Below are 15,733 nucleotides of genomic sequence, written 5' to 3'. Positions count from 1 at the left end.
ACTAGCGCGGGTTTTTTACAGTGAAATTCAGTTCAGAATTACAAGCTGTAGTACATATCAAATTCAACTGGGTGAGTTGTCGTGTTCAAGCGACGCACTTCTTCAGTTTTAAGTTCGATATATGCATCAAGCATTTCTTTAGTGAATACACCACCTTTAAGAAGGAACTCATGATCCGCTTGAAGCGCTTCAAGCGCCATATCTAGGCTGTGCGCAACTGTAGGGATTTTCGCTTCTTCTTCAGGAGGAAGGTCGTATAAGTTTTTATCAGCTGCTTCACCTGGGTGAATCTTGTTTTGGATACCGTCAAGACCCGCCATTAACAATGCTGCGAAACCTAAGTACGGGTTCATCATTGGATCTGGGAAGCGAGCTTCGATACGTTTGCCTTTAGGGCTAGAAACGTAAGGAATACGGATAGAAGCAGAACGGTTACGTGCTGAGTATGCCAACATAATCGGCGCTTCGAAGTGTGGAACTAAACGCTTGTACGAGTTTGTAGAAGGGTTCGTAATTGCGTTCAATGCACGAGCGTGTTTGATTACACCACCGATGAAGTAAAGCGCCATTTCTGAAAGACCAGCGTATTCATCACCAGCAAACAAGTTCTTGCCATCTTTAGAGATAGACATGTGAACGTGCATACCAGAACCATTATCACCAACCATTGGCTTAGGCATGAAAGTCGCAGTTTTAGCATATTGGTGTGCAACGTTCCAAACCGCATATTTGAACTGTTGTACTTCGTCAGCTTTACGAACCATTGTGTTGAAGCTTACACCAATTTCTAATTGGCAAGATGCAACTTCGTGGTGGTGTACTTCTACACGACCTGGGCCCATGATGTCTTCAATACGCGCACACATATCAGCACGCATGTCATGTGAAGAATCAACTGGAGGAACTGGGAAGTAACCACCTTTAACACGTGGACGGTGACCAGAGTTTCCGCCTTCGTAATCTTTGTTTGTTGACCAAGCAGCTTCTTCAGCAATCAATGTATGGCGCGCGCCAGACATATCAATTTCCCATTTTACTTCGTCAAATACGAAGAATTCTGGTTCTGGACCAAAGAATGCAGTATCACCAATACCTGTCGATTTTAGGTATTCTTCAGCACGGCGAGCAATCGAACGCGGGTCACGGTCATAACCTTGACCTGTTGATGGCTCAATAACGTCACAAGTAACAACTACTGTAGGCTCAGCGAAGAACGGGTCGATAAAACCAGTTGCAGCATCTGGACGTAAGATCATGTCAGATGCTTCAATGCCTTTCCAACCAGCAATAGAAGAACCATCAAACATTTTACCGTCTTCAAAAGTATCTTCGTCGATAGTATCTGCTGGGTAAGTTACGTGTTGTTCTTTACCCTTAGTATCCGTAAAACGGAAATCGACCCATTTTGCGCCACTTTCTTGGATGAGTTGTAGGACCTTGTTCGCCATGCTCATTTTGCTCCGATGAATTTTTGTTGCACTCTTTAGTGCGTGTTAGTAGTTGGTTGTTCTAAAGCAATTACCGTACCAACTTTAAAAAGCTTAGCTAAAATATTGAATTCATTATCAGAATAACAGTTTTAAGCTGTTTGCTTTGGCTCTATTATACTGAGCTAAAAAGTAAATGCACCATATTCAAGCACGCTTCTTCACATTTAATCTAAAAGATTTTGAGTGTGGATCATAATGGTGCATTTTTAAATATTACGGGTCGATTTACACCCGTTTTTTATAAATTAGAGCGCTGTTTAAGCTGTTATTTTCGCCTTGATTTGACTTCCACACCTCATATCACGGCGAGCGATATACCTGAAATCAAATATAAGCAGCGTAATTAACTGTTTTTATTTGATTTTCAAAAAATAAAAAACCTCTCCTTTCAAACTAAATATAAAGCCGACATCTCAGATGTGAGCAAGCAAAAAAAGATGCTCTGTTTTGGTGATATTTGGTGAGTTTTTGGCTCACAACATCAGAAGATATTCTTTTTATATTCATTGAATATGCATGCTTCATGACATTTACACATAGTCCACGAGGCTTCTCATTAGAATTTGAATCTGAGATATTCATAAACTCTATATCAGTTAGTAACAAAACCCATTGTAATTTTTAGACCCACAAAAAAATGTCGCGCCCTAGCTGTGTATTTTTTGCTATGATAATTTCGGTTTTGTGCCTCCATTCAAGTCATTGAATGAGAAAAATAATTTACTTATAGCTTTATAATGTAAACGCACGAATACCATAGGACTCTTCACGCACATTTATGTGCATAAATTTCAATAGGTTAAGCTCATGCTTTTAATGATCGACAACTATGACTCTTTTACATACAACATCGTCCAGTATTTTGGCGAGTTAAATCAAGAAGTAAAAGTAGTACGTAATGATGCCGTGACATTGGAAGATATTGAGCGATGGCAACCTAAGTATCTTGTGATTGGCCCTGGCCCATGCTCACCTTCGGAAGCAGGAATTTCCATTCCAGCCATTCAGCATTTTGCTGGAAAAATTCCATTATTAGGGGTGTGCTTAGGACATCAGGCCATTGGTCAGGCTTTTGGCGGCGAAATCATTCGTGCCAAAAAAGTGATGCATGGGCGTCTGTCTGACATGCACCACTCAAATAAAGGCATTTTTAGCAATCTCCCTTCTCCATTTTCAGCAACGCGTTATCACTCACTTGTGATTGATCAAGAAAGCTTGCCTGAATGCTTAGAAGTGACTTGCTGGACCAATGAAGCCGACGGCTCAATTGAAGAAATCATGGGTGTAAAGCATAAGACGCTTGCCGTTGAAGGCGTGCAATTTCACCCAGAATCAATCTTGAGTCAGCATGGCCATCAAATCTTTAAGAACTTTTTAGAAATTTACGCATAAATGAGTGCAGTGAAAAATGAATATGCAACAAGCTTTAAATAACATCACTAAAAACATTGAGTTGACGCAGCCGCAAATGGAAGACGTCATGCGCACCATCATGAATGGTGAAGCAACAGATGCCCAAATTGGTGCACTGATGATGGGTCTTCGCTTAAAAGGTGAAAGTATTGATGAAATTACCGCAGCGGCTCGTGTCATGCGCGAGTTTGCCATCAAAATTGATGTCAGTGATGTGCCTTATTTAGTCGACATCGTCGGTACAGGTGGTGACGGTCAGAACTTATTTAACGTCTCGACTGCATCTGCTTTTGTGATTGCAGCAGCAGGTGCAACCATTGCTAAACATGGTAACCGTGGTGTTTCAACCAAATCGGGTTCCTCGGACTTGTTAGAACAAGCAGGCATCCAACTTGACTTGAACATGCAACAAACTGAACGCTGTATTCGTGAAATGGGTGTCGGTTTCTTGTTTGCCCCGAATCATCACAAAGCGATGAAATATGCGGTTGGCCCACGTCGTGAATTAGGCATTCGCAGTATTTTCAATTTACTTGGCCCGCTTACGAATCCGGCTGGAGTAAAACGTCTAGTGATTGGGGTGTTTTCGACTGAATTGTGCCGTCCTATTGCAGAAGTGATGAAACAACTGGGCGCAGAACATGTCATGGTGGTTCATTCTAAAGATGGTTTAGATGAAATTAGCCTTGCATCAAGCACCTATGTGGCTGAACTCAAAAATGGTGAAGTCACCGAATGGGAGATTCAACCTGAAGATGTTGGGATCGAATCGCAAACTTTAACAGGTTTAATCATTCAAAATTCTGCTGAAAGTTTAAGCTTAATCAAAGATGGATTAGGTAAAAACAAATCGGATAAAGGCGAAAAAGCAGCCAATATGATTGCTTTAAATGCAGGGGCTGGTTTATATGTCTCTGGACTTTGTACCAGTTATAAACAAGGCGTGGCTTTAGCACATGACATCATCTACGGCGGACAAGCTTTAGAAAAGATGAGTATCCTTGCTGAATTCAGCAAAACCCTTAAACAATACGACGCTTGATAGACAGGATTTTGTCATGGTAGATATCGCAAATACGATTTTAGGCAAAATTGTGGATCGCAAGCAGGAAGAGTTTGCTAAACGCCTCAAACAACGTAGCTATAAAGATGTTGAAGAATGGGCACTTGAGGCAACTCCTGTACGTGGTTTTGCAAAGTCTTTACTAAGCAAACAACCGGGTGTGATCGCTGAAATTAAGAAAGCATCACCATCTAAAGGCATCATTCGTGAAAACTTTGATCCTGCTGAAATCGCACAGCAATATGAAGCTGCGGGTGCTGCATGTTTATCGGTTTTAACCGATGTCGATTTTTTCCAAGGTGCCGATGAGAATATTCAAATTTCACGTTCTCACTGTGCCCTGCCTGCATTACGCAAAGACTTTCTGATTGACCCTTATGGGGTGATTGAAGCACGTGCTTTACATGCGGACTGTATTCTTCTGATTGTGGCATGCTTGTCCGATCAACAACTCGAAGAAATGTCTAAAACGGCTTTTGAACAGAATTTAGATGTCTTGGTTGAAGTACATGATGAAGCAGAACTTGAACGTGCTTTGCGTCTATCTGAACGTTGCGTATTGGGTGTCAATAACCGCAACTTAAAAACCTTTGATGTGGACTTAAACACCTCGATTCGTTTGAAAAAACTGCTTGAACCATCTCGTCTACTGGTCACAGAAAGTGGAATTGCGACCCCAGCGGATGTTGCAATGATGCAAGAGCATGACATTCATGCCTTCTTGGTCGGTGAAAGTTTTATGAAGCAGCCGCGTCCAGATCACGCCTTTACCGAGCTGTTTGGAACACCTAAATCATTTTAATGGCATATTCAGGGTAAGGCATGCTCTTACCCTGAATACTGTGTGATATGTCCTTTCAAAAAGCCGTTGAAGATCTCGTTAAACAGTAACATATAAAAAATTCAATCTTAAATCACTCAATTAAGCCCTGCTTCTTGGCCTAATTCACCGCTTCGATTAGAGAGCGGACCTGCAACTTGTTATAGATTTTACGCAGATGCCATTTCACCGTGTTGATCGATAAAAAAATCGACTCCGATATTTCAGCATCGGTACCGCCACGGCTTAATTTTTCTAAAATTTGGATTTCACGTTTCTATAAGGCCTCAAGCCCAGAACTGCCGATCAAAGCTTCAACACTGCTTTCAGTTTATACAACCCTCTATGCATGATGCAATTCAGTTCAAATATAGGGAAAATCAGACTATAATTATCGCCTAATTTCTTATTTTGCGTATTTTTCTGACACTATGAGCAAACATGATTCATCGCTTTCTAAAGAACAGTTTAATTTACTGAAAGACTTTAAAAAGCAAATCACCAATCCGCATTCGACTGCCATCAAACAGTCTGAGGCCCAAGCTCAAGTTGCTCCACCCGAGCCAGAAGATGATTTCGCGTTGTTTCAAAAACAAATGCAAGGTGTCCAAAAGATGGAGACTGCGAACATTGCCAAAATAGAAAAAAATCCAAAGAAAAAAATCGATGCACAAACTTTAGCAAAACGTGCAGCAGCTGAAGGCCCAATGTATACCGATGCAACTGAGCTGTCCGATACTCAAGCGATGCTCAACCCTGTAGCGAGCCAAGCCGCGCTCAGTTATCGCATTGCTACGCTGCAACACAAAGTATTTGAAGATTTAAAAGCGGGTAACATCCGTTGGTTTGAAGCAGTCGACTTGCATGGTTGCACCGTTGAAGAAGCCCGTGTCGCAGTTTTACAAGTCATTCAAATGGCCAAAGATGAAAATCAAAATGTCATTAAAATTGTACACGGCAAAGGTCCGGAAGCCATTTTAAAAACCTATGTGAATAGTTGGCTGCGTCAACACCGCGATGTGCTGGCTTTTGTGAGTGCACCAGAGAAGCAAGGTGGTACAGGTGCAGTTTTAGTGTTGCTAAAACGTGCTGAAAAGAACCCAAAGTTTAAACAGTAATCGGATTTTTGTCCAAAATAAGGCATTGGAATAGTTTTCTGCTACAATGCCGTCCTTGTTCAATATCAGTGTAAGTGAACACGTCTTATGTCTATGCAGCAATCCTACGCTAACATCTTAACTGCCGTTGGTGAAGACCTAACCCGTCCAGGTCTCCTCGATACGCCTATGCGTGCTGCTAAAGCTTTTTCGTATTTAACGTCTGGTTATAGCAAAAGCTTAGAAGAAGTGACCAATAATGCGGTGTTCCCATCGGACAACCGTGAAATGGTGCTGGTTAAAAATATCGAATTTTATTCACTCTGTGAACACCATTTATTACCTTTCTATGGTCGCGTACATATTGCGTATTTACCTGAAGGCAATGTCCTTGGACTTTCTAAATTTGCACGCATCACCGAAATGTTTGCACGTCGTCTACAGATTCAAGAAAACCTCACCCAGCAGATTGCAGAAGCGGTTGCAGAAGTGACAGGTGCACGCGGTGTGGCAGTCATGATTGATTCGGCACATATGTGCATGATGATGCGCGGCGTCGGCAAGCAAGAATCGACTACTCGTACCGTTTCCTTTATTGGTGACTTTAAAACCAATAAAGAAGAGCGTCGTGAGTTTTTAAGTGCCGTCCCTGAAAGCTATTAATTGAAACATGAAGCCTCAACCTCTGTTGGGGCTTTTTTTATGCATATATCATTGAACGATTTATTTTTTGTTTAGAGGAATACGCAATGTCAGCAATTTGGTTAGCAGGTCATGGTTTGACCCAAGGCGAACAGAGTATTGATTTTCCACGTCCAGACCGTTTGGTTCAAGGTAACCCACAGCGCCAGACCTATAGTCTATATGAACACCCACACATGGGCTGCGGGATTTGGCACTGTGAAGTTGGCTCATGGAATATTCAATTTGCTGACAACAAACAAGAATTCTTTCAAGTGATGGAAGGCTGCATCCGTATTCATGATGCCCACACTCAAAACTTCATTGAAGTCAAAGCAGGCCAGGCAGGAATTATTCCACCGAGTTTTATCGGCACATTTGAAGTGATTGAAGCTGTAAAAAAATACTATGTGATTGTTGAGGTATAAAAACCTCAACAACCGAATTGAAACGACTTAGAACAGTTCGTGTTTAAGTCTGAGATTTAAACACTCAGAACTTTTTCAGTCACATGAATACAGTTACGCCCTTTATTTTTGGCTGCATAGAGTGCCGAATCGGCAGTGTCTAAAAAGCGCTGATAGTCAGGATGACCATTATAAACCGTACAACCAATACTGACGGTAAAACTAAAATTTTGCCCATGAGCGGTACGAATTGGAGTTTCCTGTACCCGCATGCGAATCGTTTCAGCGATTTGTAAAGCACGCGTGAGATCACTATCCACCAACAACAATAAGAACTCTTCGCCACCGACACGGAAGGCATAGTCACTGCCCTTCGCTACATCCAACAAGACTTCAGCAATAAAACGCAGTGCCAAATCCCCTGCGGTATGCCCATATTTATCGTTGATACGTTTGAAATAATCTGCGTCGATTGCCAATAGGCTCAGCGCTGCATCATTTTTACGGGCAAAATTAATTTCACGCGACACAATCGTACTTAAATAACGACGGTTTAACAATTGAGTCAGAGAGTCATTACCTGAGTCTATATATTCAGTCACTTGAAATAGTTGATCGACCAAATGCTGAATCTGTCGATTCACGTCACGAATTTCTTGAATGCGTTCAACTTTCTGAGTCTGATCCTGACAGTCGAGCACGTCAAAATTGAGGGTATCGACCTGTTGAATCAGCCTGATAATGGTCTCCACCTGCTCTGCACCCGTAAAGGCATACGCTGCTTTATGCACAAACCATAGACCAAATTCCGACTTAGACAAAGCAATATGTTGCAACTGCGGATGCTCGGAGAAGACTTTGAACATCAACTCATTTTCCCAGTCGAGCAAAATGCTGCGCTGCTTATCTTTTTGTACTGCGACATCTTGCATTGCAGAAAATAAACGATAGCTATGCTTAACCTCATGGCTCCGCTCAGTATTGGCTTCATAGGATCTGCACATAATTTCTGTCGCAAAACCCATAATTTGCAGCATATAACTTAGCATGTGGTGGTTATTTTCTAGCGGAAGTTCAGCCAAGAGTTCCAAGATTTTGTTCTCAATCTCACGAATACCGCGCATGATCAACCAAGAAGGAATGCCCACCCGCGCATGCACCTGTCCCACTTTTTGTTGTTTTTCAACTGCTGCATAATAAGCTTCATTCACAGCCACGTCGAAATTTTCAATGAGCCATTGGTTTAAACTCTTTTTTAAACGTTGTTGAATGATGTCATCTTTAAAAAAATCTGCAGCCTCAGGCTCCAAGACAATATTGCTATAAAATTCATTGACCAATACAGACGAATGCTGCTGAATAAAATTTTGCGCTTTAACGTGATCATTCACTGAATAATGTTGGCAAATTTTCCCCCACTGCTCGGCCAATTTAGCCATGCATTCATCATTCATAAAACTTACCTATTTATATATTTTTGAGACTTACTAGACATTTATGTGATTAATATAACAAATTTCAATACTTATTTTCACCATCAGCTTTCATTTTCAGCGCTTTATAAAAAGTAAGGCTCACGTTTGGTTGTTTTAACAGCAATGACTTTCATAAAAAAAAGCCCCATTAATGGGGCGTTGAAAAGAGGAACGAACTAAAAGAAATGAATATAACTCAAACCCGTCTGATCCCAATCTTTGCCTTTTTGCTGTTGATACTGCCAATGAAGCCTCAATGCATTTTGCTGATTGAATAAATATTGCAACTGAGTATTCAGTCTGACTTGCCATTGATGGCTATCTTCCCAATATGGCAGCTCGACCTGTACCAAACTATTGATATGTTCGCTCCAGATATTTTGACAGCCAGCCGTTGGTCCAAGTCCCACGCGCCAACCTCGGTCTAAAGCTTTGCCTGCTTGAACATGATTTTGCAATTGTGCATAGCATAAATGTTGACGCGCCTGATCTGCCACACTATAGCCAAACTGACTGGATAGATTTAATACACCGTGTTGATCTTGTTCACTAAATGCACTATCTCTATCTAGTGCCTCTTGTTGCCAACCCATGTTAAAACCCCAGCTTAATGGTGTTTTAAAGGCAGTCAGTGGACTGTAGGCATTGACCTCCAGCACATTTAGTTCTTGCAGTTTTAATCGATCATCGCGATATTCTAGGCTACCATCTAGAAACTTAAGCTGCGTACCCAAACGGAAACCGCCTTGCGGGTCAATCAAGTCATGGTAGGCTTGACGATGACTCAGTCGGAAATAAGTGTCACCTTGTATTTCACCTGCTTCAAGCTGAATAGTTCGCGCATGATGACCTTTTACCGGATCTACTTTTGGCGCTTCGACCACTTGACGCTGCTTTTCCAAGTCAATCTGACTCCGCAAACCCAGCAGTTGTCGAATACGCGGTTGGGCGTCTTCTGCCGCAATCTTTTGTGCAATTAACTGTAAATACACATGGTCATAGGCCATTTCTAAAATACGTGCCTGATCCACCAAAGCATAGCGATTCAAATAATCTTGCATTTGAGCAGGTTCAAGTTGCGCAACCTGATGCGCAGACGCTGCCAAAGCTTGACCATGTTGTTTGGCTTGTGCCAACAATTGAGTTTCTAAAGCTGGACGGTAAACACTTTCTGCAATTAGATGGTTTTCATCGACCGCCTTAATAGTCTCAACAGGAATCGCAGCGGTTTTAAATTGTTTTTGTAGGTTGACCTCTGGCCGTACCAAATCAATTAAACCCAGTAAACGATAGGCACAGTTATCATTGATAAAATAGTAAGGAAATTGCACATGCTTGAGTTCCCAAATATGCTCAACCATTGTCTTGGTTTCTTCTGGCGTCAGGGCTAACTCGTACTCCCACAAATCGCGGCTTTCCAAATCACCATATTCTTTCACTTTTCGATAGTACGGCATGAGTGAGTACTCACCTGGGTACTGCCCGGTTAAGCCCTTCCATGCAAAAGAAAAGCTGTCACTATTGGCCACTGTCGCTGCGTAATTCACGGCATAAGAGACTAAGTTCAGCTGTTTTTGGTCTTTAGGATCGAGCCTTAACAGTGTATGCCCAAACATCGAACTGGGATTGCCCATAAAGTCCGTGGCGTAAATTAAAGTCGCCTTATACGGCTTAATTTGCCCAAGCCACTCATCCAGCTCAGGACATAAGGCTTTAGGCAGTTGGTTTGATGCAATATTCAGTTGCCCTATGAGCCATTTTGAACGTGCCGGAAAGCGACACTGAATCGATTGATTGGCTTCGGCTGGGGTAAAAAGTGCTGCAATATTGGCATCAAGCTCTTGTTTGAGCTGGGTTTGTCCATGTTCACTATAAAAAAATGGGCGATAAGTGACTTCACTTTGTCCTGAGACACTGGCATACATCAAACGTTGCCACGTCACATTTGAGGCTAGCTTCAGTTGGTGTGCTTTTTCAATATAAAACTCGGCTGAGCTAGGTGCTTGAGCAAAGATGCTGGTGCTGAATAGCACACTTGAGAGGAGGACAACAGATTTCATGCAGTGTTAGCTATTCTTCTTTTTTAGATATGAAAAACCCTGCCTGAATGGCAGGGTTTTATGCTGCAATTAAACGTATGCTTTTAATACGCTATCCGTTGCCATGACTGCTTGTAAAGATGCTAATACTTGAAGCGCATCTTGGTTTTCAGCTGAATAGATTTTTGCGAAGTTTTGTTTAGACACTTCAAAGAAACGTGCTTTATCTTCAGACTGGATGTTCAGTAATTCAGCCAGTACATTTAGACTTTCGCCCTCACCGACTGCCATATCACGCGCCAATGCTTCCGCATTTTCGTTGGTAAATGTTACTGCCTGAGCAGTCACAGTACCCGTACCGCTACAACCTAAAGTACCAAAGGTAATACCGAAAAGTTGGTTAGCAAAAAGACCATTGGTTGTACCCGCTAAAATTTTAGCGACTTTACCAGACTGGCCAGCCCAAATTTGTGAACCAATACCACAACCGACATCTTTATCTGCAAATGCAGCAGTAGAACCAACAGCCAAAACTGCAGCCAATGCCATTTTTTTCAACATAAGGTTTCTCCAGACTCGATTATCTCCGAGTATTTTTATTGTTCCTATTGTGTGTATTTTGAGCTACACCCTTGTAAGATAGCGGTAACAAACGCATAACGCAAAACAATTTATACTAAAGTGAAGTGAATATTTAAAAACGTACTTTAGCGGTATAAGGACCAACTGCCACGTAAGTCTCGTTTCCCTAAAATTTTTAGCACCAACACCAGACTGAGCAGTAGCAATAAATACCAAGAACCCAACTTCCCCCAACCGACTATATGCCATACATCGACTTGACTTGGGTACAGCCAGATTTGGTAAAACGTACTGATATTTTCCGCAATCCAAATAATAAAGGCCAATAGTAAAAGTACGGGTAACATCGGCAGTTGAAAACGGTGCTGCTGTAATTCAAAGCCAATCTTGGTTTTCCAAAACAGCACTACACTCCATGCAAACAACAGATAGCGAATATCGGGAACAAAAAATTTGGACATAAAGTTGATATAAGACAACATCGCCAAGGTTAACATGGCTGAAAAACGGGGCAAGTGCTGAAAAGAAACATGATAGAGACGTAATGAGCGCGCAAAAAAACTGCCCACAGCCGAATACATAAAACCTGCAAACAAGGGCACAGTGAGAATTTTAAACACGGCGGGATGCGGATATTGCCAAGACGCAATTTGCGGATGGGTCAAAAAGATTTCCATCACCATTGCCATCACATGAAATAATGCAATCACTTTAGCTTCGGCCCAAGACTCAAGTTTTAAATACAGTAGACATACCTGAATCAGTACGGCATAAAACAATAGATAGTCATAACGGAAAAAGCCGAAATATTCCTGATCCCCCATACTGGCTGTGAACGCAAAAGCCAATAACAGTAATATCCCAAATAAGGCAGCCGAAACTGCCTTAGATGAGAACTCAAAACATGATTTTAAAATCGTGATCACGCATGAATCCTAATTGAATTGAAGCTGTGAAACTTAGAGATATTTGGTACTGTATTCATGCACAGTATCAATAAAGGCTTTCGGATTTTCAGGATCAACCCACTGAGTAATCCCATGCCCTAAGTTTGCAACATAACCCGTTTTCTCACCGCCTGCATAAGCGTCATCTAACATGGCTTTGGTGGCTTTCACAATGGCCTCATGCGAACCATATAATGTTGCAGGGTCTAAGTTACCTTGCAGTGCCGCACGGCTAGCCACCGTTTGACGAGCCACATTTAATGGTGTCGTCCAATCTAGACCAAAAGCATCCGCCCCTGTTGCCACCATTGGCTCTAACCACTGACCACCACCTTTGGTGAATAAAATCACAGGCACTTTACGTCCTTCATTTTCACGTTTTAAACCTGCAACAATTTTTTGCATGTATTTTAAAGAAAACTCTAAATATTCACGGTGTGCTAGCGCCCCGCCCCAACTGTCAAAAATCTGTACGGCTTGAGCACCTGCATCAATTTGCGCATTTAGATAGTCAATTACCGCATCAGCCAAACGATCGAGCAGTGCATGTAAAACTTCAGGTTGCGCATACATCATTTGCTTGGTGAAACGGAAATCTTTGCTCGAACCACCTTCAACCATATAAGTTGCTAGCGTCCAAGGACTGCCTGAAAAACCAATTAATGGCACTTGACCGCCAAGCGCTGAACGGATCGTCTTGACTGCATTCATCACATAGTCGAGATCAGACGCGGCATTAAACTGAGGTAAATTCGCCACATCTTGTTCAGTACGAACCGTTTTATGAAATTTAGGCCCTTCCCCAGCTTCAAAATAAAGCCCTAAACCCAAAGCATCGGGTACAGTTAAAATATCTGAAAATAAAATGGCAGCGTCGAGCTCATAACGACGTAAAGGCTGTAAAGTCACTTCACAAGCAAATTCATTATTTTTACACAGCGAAAGGAAATCACCCGCTTGAGCACGGGTTGCACGATATTCAGGTAAATAACGCCCTGCTTGACGCATCATCCAGACGGGTGTGGTATCTACAGGTTCACGTAATAAAGCACGTAGAAAACGATCATTTTTAAGCGTCGTCATTTACTTTCCCATCTCAATTAAATTTGCTCACCATCATAACAAAAAGGTCGAATTTTTAATAACTTCTCATAACACTAAAATTCGATCAGGACAAAGATGCAAACGAATATTTACACAAAACAAATACTGCATCTTCATCTTTTTTCTGTAATACTTCACTAGTTTTTACTTTGTAAATGAATAATTCTTAAGGTTGAATTACATGTTCGTTCGCACAATACTCGCGATGAGTTTAAGTTGCATTCTTGCTGGTACAGCGTTTGCTGCATCTACTACTGAACAACCCTTGACGCCAAAAAAGATCATTGATACTTCAGTTCAAGATCCTATTGATCCTTTAGCAACAGATGTCGCTTCAGCTTCTACTGCGGTTGCAAATAGTCAAATTACAGCAAAAGAACAAGCAGACTTAAACCAAGCTTCGCAAACTTTAGATCAACTTGAACAATCTGAAGATAAAACAGCTGACGTTGGTGCTGCACCAAGCAAAACCACTACTGCACCGACCACCACGACGACCAATCCTGCTGCAGCAAAAGCATCGTGGACATTAAATGGTTTAAACAGTGCAGAATGGTTTGACAATATTGGTAAAGGCCAATTTCCTGTCTATGCACGTGCTCACGTGATGTTGAATAATGCGCATGCGTCTCCGGGCGCAATTGATGGCATGAGCGGTAAAAATACCCTCAAAGCCATTGCTTCGTTCCAGCAAATGAGCGGTTTAAAAGCAACAGGTACCTTAACCAAAGAAACTTGGGATGCTCTACTTGCAAGCCAAGGTTCTAAACCTGCATTTATTGAATACACCATTACGGAAGCAGACTTAAAAGGTCCTTACGCCGCATCAATTCCACGCGATTATGCACTACAAGCCAAAATGAAAGGTTTGTATTACACCCGTGTGACTGAAATGCTGGGTGAAAAGTTCCATATGGATGAAGACTTTTTACAAAAGTTAAATCCAAAAGCAACCTTCAAAAAAGCGGGCGAAAAAATTATTGTGGCCAATATCCGCAATGAAGTGCCAGAAGACATTCATTTGATCGTTGCGCACAAAGGTGCAAAACAGCTGTATTTATTTAACAGCCGCAACCAAATGATCGGTTCTTTCCCTGCAACTATTGGTAGCTCAGATACTCCGTCTCCAACGGGTACTTATAAAGTCACTGGTGTTGCGCCAAATCCTTGGTATAGCTACTCACCAAGTAACTTTGTACAAGGCAAAAACTTAAAACCACTTTCTCTACCACCTGGTCCGAATGGTCCTGTAGGGAATATCTGGATTGGTTTAAGCAAAAAATCATTTGGTATCCACGGTACACCAAACCCTTCTGCTATTTCTAAAACAGCATCACACGGTTGTATCCGTTTGACCAACTGGGATGCCAATGATCTTGGCAAAAAAGTGAAGTCAGGTGTAACGGTTAAATTCTTAGAATAATTGGCTTTCTAAGGCATTTACGCTATAAAAGGTGTTCTCTTGAGAGCACCTTTTTTTTCAATTACAACAACATAAAAATGACGATGAACGCTTTAAAAATAATACTGCCCGTGGCCTGCTTACTATCTGTCTCAACTTATAGCTTTGCCGCATTAGATGAAGAAATCGTGACCAGCGTGGATGCTTCTGCTTATGCGGTGGAATCTGACTATCCATTTGACAGTCTGGATGATCATGAAAAAATCCGCCATCCTCAATATATTCCGGAGCAAGATAGTCTCAGAGAACCACTTTTGAATGCACGCTATTACGTCATCACAGGCAAATCTCCGATTCACTATTACGCGATTCGAACGGGGCAAAAGCCTAAACTGCTTTATTTAAACCCGCCCCACTCCGCGTTTTTTTCCATAGGCGAGGCTTATGCTGAAAATCGAGCAAAAATCACCCTACAGCCTCAACTCGACAATACAGTCAAAGATCATGAGCTGTTTTCGATTATGCCCGTCGTTAAAAATCTCGCGCTGATTTTTCGTACTCGCTATGCCTATACCCCTACAGAGTTAAAAGCCAATGCGGCCATGAACCCCATCTATACCAACAATCGCTACCGATACAGCTATGAAATTATTGAAATCGACACGAATGGCAAACAGCTCCACCGCGTGCAATTTGTGGCTCCAATCATTGAAGATGGAATGAGTTTTGGCCCCAAATGGGATGAAGACTTATCAGATTATAATAGTGCAATACTTGAATACAGTACCAAGTCTCCTGGCGACTACCAAACCGTGCATCCTTATAACCTTGAAACCCGTTATGAATACAAACAAGGTCAATTGAAGCACTTTGAACAAAAAATTCTGCTCACTGCCAGTGACAAAGTGTTCTTAAAGAATTCACCTAACTCGATTAATTATGAAAATTATCTCGATGATCAAAATGCACCCCTCTCCGTTGAAAGCAGCACTTGCCTTGACGACTATTTTGTTTTTAAAGACAAAGCGGCTCCGCTCGGTGTGAAATGGGGCAATAACTGGATGCAACAGCAGCCGAAGCTACATCAACAATTTTTAGCTGAATATGCACAAGGCAAAAACTACGTCTGGAAAGATTTCCGCATACGGTATTGTGATTTAGACTGAGGCTGCAATGTTGTATTTAATCATTTCAATATTGAAACGCAACATTG

15 protein-coding genes are annotated in these 15,733 nt (G+C 41.7%); 8 read left to right on the top strand and 7 right to left on the bottom strand.

What is annotated here, in order from left to right; all coding sequences use genetic code 11:
* Positions 1–38: 38 nt before the first annotated feature.
* Complete coding sequence (gene glnA / locus ACG9ZB_RS01680; protein WP_005400480.1) at positions 39–1,454, bottom strand: type I glutamate--ammonia ligase; 1,416 nt, start codon at positions 1,452–1,454, stop codon at positions 39–41.
* Between the two features lie 843 nt (positions 1,455–2,297).
* On the opposite strand from glnA, the gene ACG9ZB_RS01675 reads away from it, so the two are divergent.
* The 3 genes from ACG9ZB_RS01675 to trpC are packed head-to-tail and all read left to right on the top strand — an operon-like array spanning position 2,298 to position 4,768.
* Entirely contained in the window at positions 2,298–2,882 is a 585-nt protein-coding gene (locus tag ACG9ZB_RS01675; RefSeq protein ID WP_005400479.1) for an anthranilate synthase component II, read from the top strand.
* Between the two features lie 16 nt (positions 2,883–2,898).
* Positions 2,899–3,945, top strand: a complete 1,047-nt coding sequence (gene trpD / locus ACG9ZB_RS01670; protein WP_419323662.1) for an anthranilate phosphoribosyltransferase — start codon at positions 2,899–2,901, stop codon at positions 3,943–3,945.
* Positions 3,946–3,961: 16 nt separating this feature from the next.
* A complete protein-coding gene (gene trpC / locus ACG9ZB_RS01665) occupies positions 3,962–4,768 on the top strand; it encodes an indole-3-glycerol phosphate synthase TrpC (RefSeq protein WP_419323660.1) in 807 nt (268 codons plus the stop codon).
* 139 nt (positions 4,769–4,907) lie between these two features.
* Here the strand turns inward: trpC and ACG9ZB_RS01660 are convergent, their stop codons facing one another.
* Positions 4,908–5,054, bottom strand: coding sequence for a helix-turn-helix domain-containing protein (locus tag ACG9ZB_RS01660; RefSeq protein ID WP_419323805.1), 147 nt, complete (start codon positions 5,052–5,054; stop codon positions 4,908–4,910).
* 163 nt (positions 5,055–5,217) lie between these two features.
* Between ACG9ZB_RS01660 and ACG9ZB_RS01655 the strand changes: the two genes are divergently transcribed.
* The 3 genes from ACG9ZB_RS01655 (at position 5,218) to ACG9ZB_RS01645 (ending at position 6,992) form a co-directional block, all read left to right on the top strand.
* On the top strand, positions 5,218–5,904 hold the full coding sequence (locus tag ACG9ZB_RS01655) for a Smr/MutS family protein (protein ID WP_419323658.1): 687 nt from the start codon (positions 5,218–5,220) through the stop codon (positions 5,902–5,904).
* Positions 5,905–5,997: 93 nt separating this feature from the next.
* Positions 5,998–6,546: a GTP cyclohydrolase I FolE gene (folE, locus tag ACG9ZB_RS01650; protein ID WP_171054237.1), complete on the top strand. Its 549-nt coding sequence runs from the start codon at positions 5,998–6,000 to the stop codon at positions 6,544–6,546.
* 86 nt (positions 6,547–6,632) lie between these two features.
* The gene (locus ACG9ZB_RS01645) at positions 6,633–6,992 is read left to right on the top strand and encodes a cupin domain-containing protein (RefSeq protein ID WP_125273255.1); all 360 of its coding nucleotides are present in this window, start codon (positions 6,633–6,635) and stop codon (positions 6,990–6,992) included.
* Between the two features lie 56 nt (positions 6,993–7,048).
* Here ACG9ZB_RS01645 and ACG9ZB_RS01640 read toward each other — a convergent pair whose 3' ends face one another.
* The 5 genes from ACG9ZB_RS01640 to hemE all read right to left on the bottom strand — a co-directional run bounded on the left by ACG9ZB_RS01640 (position 7,049) and on the right by hemE (position 13,097).
* The gene (locus ACG9ZB_RS01640) at positions 7,049–8,425 is read right to left on the bottom strand and encodes a diguanylate cyclase (RefSeq protein WP_419323656.1); all 1,377 of its coding nucleotides are present in this window, start codon (positions 8,423–8,425) and stop codon (positions 7,049–7,051) included.
* A 197-nt stretch (positions 8,426–8,622) separates the two neighbouring features.
* On the bottom strand, positions 8,623–10,506 hold the full coding sequence (locus ACG9ZB_RS01635) for a DUF4105 domain-containing protein (protein ID WP_419323654.1): 1,884 nt from the start codon (positions 10,504–10,506) through the stop codon (positions 8,623–8,625).
* Positions 10,507–10,575: 69 nt separating this feature from the next.
* On the bottom strand, positions 10,576–11,046 hold the full coding sequence (locus ACG9ZB_RS01630; RefSeq protein WP_279043631.1) for a DUF3015 family protein: 471 nt from the start codon (positions 11,044–11,046) through the stop codon (positions 10,576–10,578).
* A gap of 146 nt (positions 11,047–11,192) precedes the next feature.
* Positions 11,193–11,990, bottom strand: coding sequence for a DUF817 family protein (locus tag ACG9ZB_RS01625; protein WP_419323803.1), 798 nt, complete (start codon positions 11,988–11,990; stop codon positions 11,193–11,195).
* A gap of 36 nt (positions 11,991–12,026) precedes the next feature.
* Complete coding sequence (hemE, locus tag ACG9ZB_RS01620) at positions 12,027–13,097, bottom strand: uroporphyrinogen decarboxylase (RefSeq protein ID WP_419323652.1); 1,071 nt, start codon at positions 13,095–13,097, stop codon at positions 12,027–12,029.
* A 202-nt stretch (positions 13,098–13,299) separates the two neighbouring features.
* On the opposite strand from hemE, the gene ACG9ZB_RS01615 reads away from it, so the two are divergent.
* Both ACG9ZB_RS01615 and ACG9ZB_RS01610 read left to right on the top strand, forming a co-directional pair.
* A complete protein-coding gene (locus ACG9ZB_RS01615; RefSeq protein WP_010327247.1) occupies positions 13,300–14,541 on the top strand; it encodes a L,D-transpeptidase family protein in 1,242 nt (413 codons plus the stop codon).
* Between the two features lie 83 nt (positions 14,542–14,624).
* Positions 14,625–15,686, top strand: a complete 1,062-nt coding sequence (locus tag ACG9ZB_RS01610) for a hypothetical protein (protein ID WP_419323650.1) — start codon at positions 14,625–14,627, stop codon at positions 15,684–15,686.
* Positions 15,687–15,733 lie beyond the last annotated feature (47 nt).

This window comes from Acinetobacter johnsonii, from assembly GCF_048551975.1.
GTDB classification, from domain to species: domain Bacteria; phylum Pseudomonadota; class Gammaproteobacteria; order Pseudomonadales; family Moraxellaceae; genus Acinetobacter; species Acinetobacter johnsonii_A.
This window is presented reverse-complemented; position numbering and strand designations above follow the sequence as displayed.

Coding starts and splice junctions, on each gene's coding strand:
- glnA (WP_005400480.1), bottom strand. CDS start 1,454: ATGAGCATGGCGAACAAGGTCCTACAACTCATCCAAGAAAGTGGCGCA.
- ACG9ZB_RS01675 (WP_005400479.1), top strand. CDS start 2,298: ATGCTTTTAATGATCGACAACTATGACTCTTTTACATACAACATCGTC.
- trpD (WP_419323662.1), top strand. CDS start 2,899: ATGAATATGCAACAAGCTTTAAATAACATCACTAAAAACATTGAGTTG.
- trpC (WP_419323660.1), top strand. CDS start 3,962: ATGGTAGATATCGCAAATACGATTTTAGGCAAAATTGTGGATCGCAAG.
- ACG9ZB_RS01655 (WP_419323658.1), top strand. CDS start 5,218: ATGAGCAAACATGATTCATCGCTTTCTAAAGAACAGTTTAATTTACTG.
- folE (WP_171054237.1), top strand. CDS start 5,998: ATGCAGCAATCCTACGCTAACATCTTAACTGCCGTTGGTGAAGACCTA.
- ACG9ZB_RS01645 (WP_125273255.1), top strand. CDS start 6,633: ATGTCAGCAATTTGGTTAGCAGGTCATGGTTTGACCCAAGGCGAACAG.
- ACG9ZB_RS01640 (WP_419323656.1), bottom strand. CDS start 8,425: ATGAATGATGAATGCATGGCTAAATTGGCCGAGCAGTGGGGGAAAATT.
- ACG9ZB_RS01635 (WP_419323654.1), bottom strand. CDS start 10,506: ATGAAATCTGTTGTCCTCCTCTCAAGTGTGCTATTCAGCACCAGCATC.
- ACG9ZB_RS01630 (WP_279043631.1), bottom strand. CDS start 11,046: ATGTTGAAAAAAATGGCATTGGCTGCAGTTTTGGCTGTTGGTTCTACT.
- hemE (WP_419323652.1), bottom strand. CDS start 13,097: ATGACGACGCTTAAAAATGATCGTTTTCTACGTGCTTTATTACGTGAA.
- ACG9ZB_RS01615 (WP_010327247.1), top strand. CDS start 13,300: ATGTTCGTTCGCACAATACTCGCGATGAGTTTAAGTTGCATTCTTGCT.
- ACG9ZB_RS01610 (WP_419323650.1), top strand. CDS start 14,625: ATGAACGCTTTAAAAATAATACTGCCCGTGGCCTGCTTACTATCTGTC.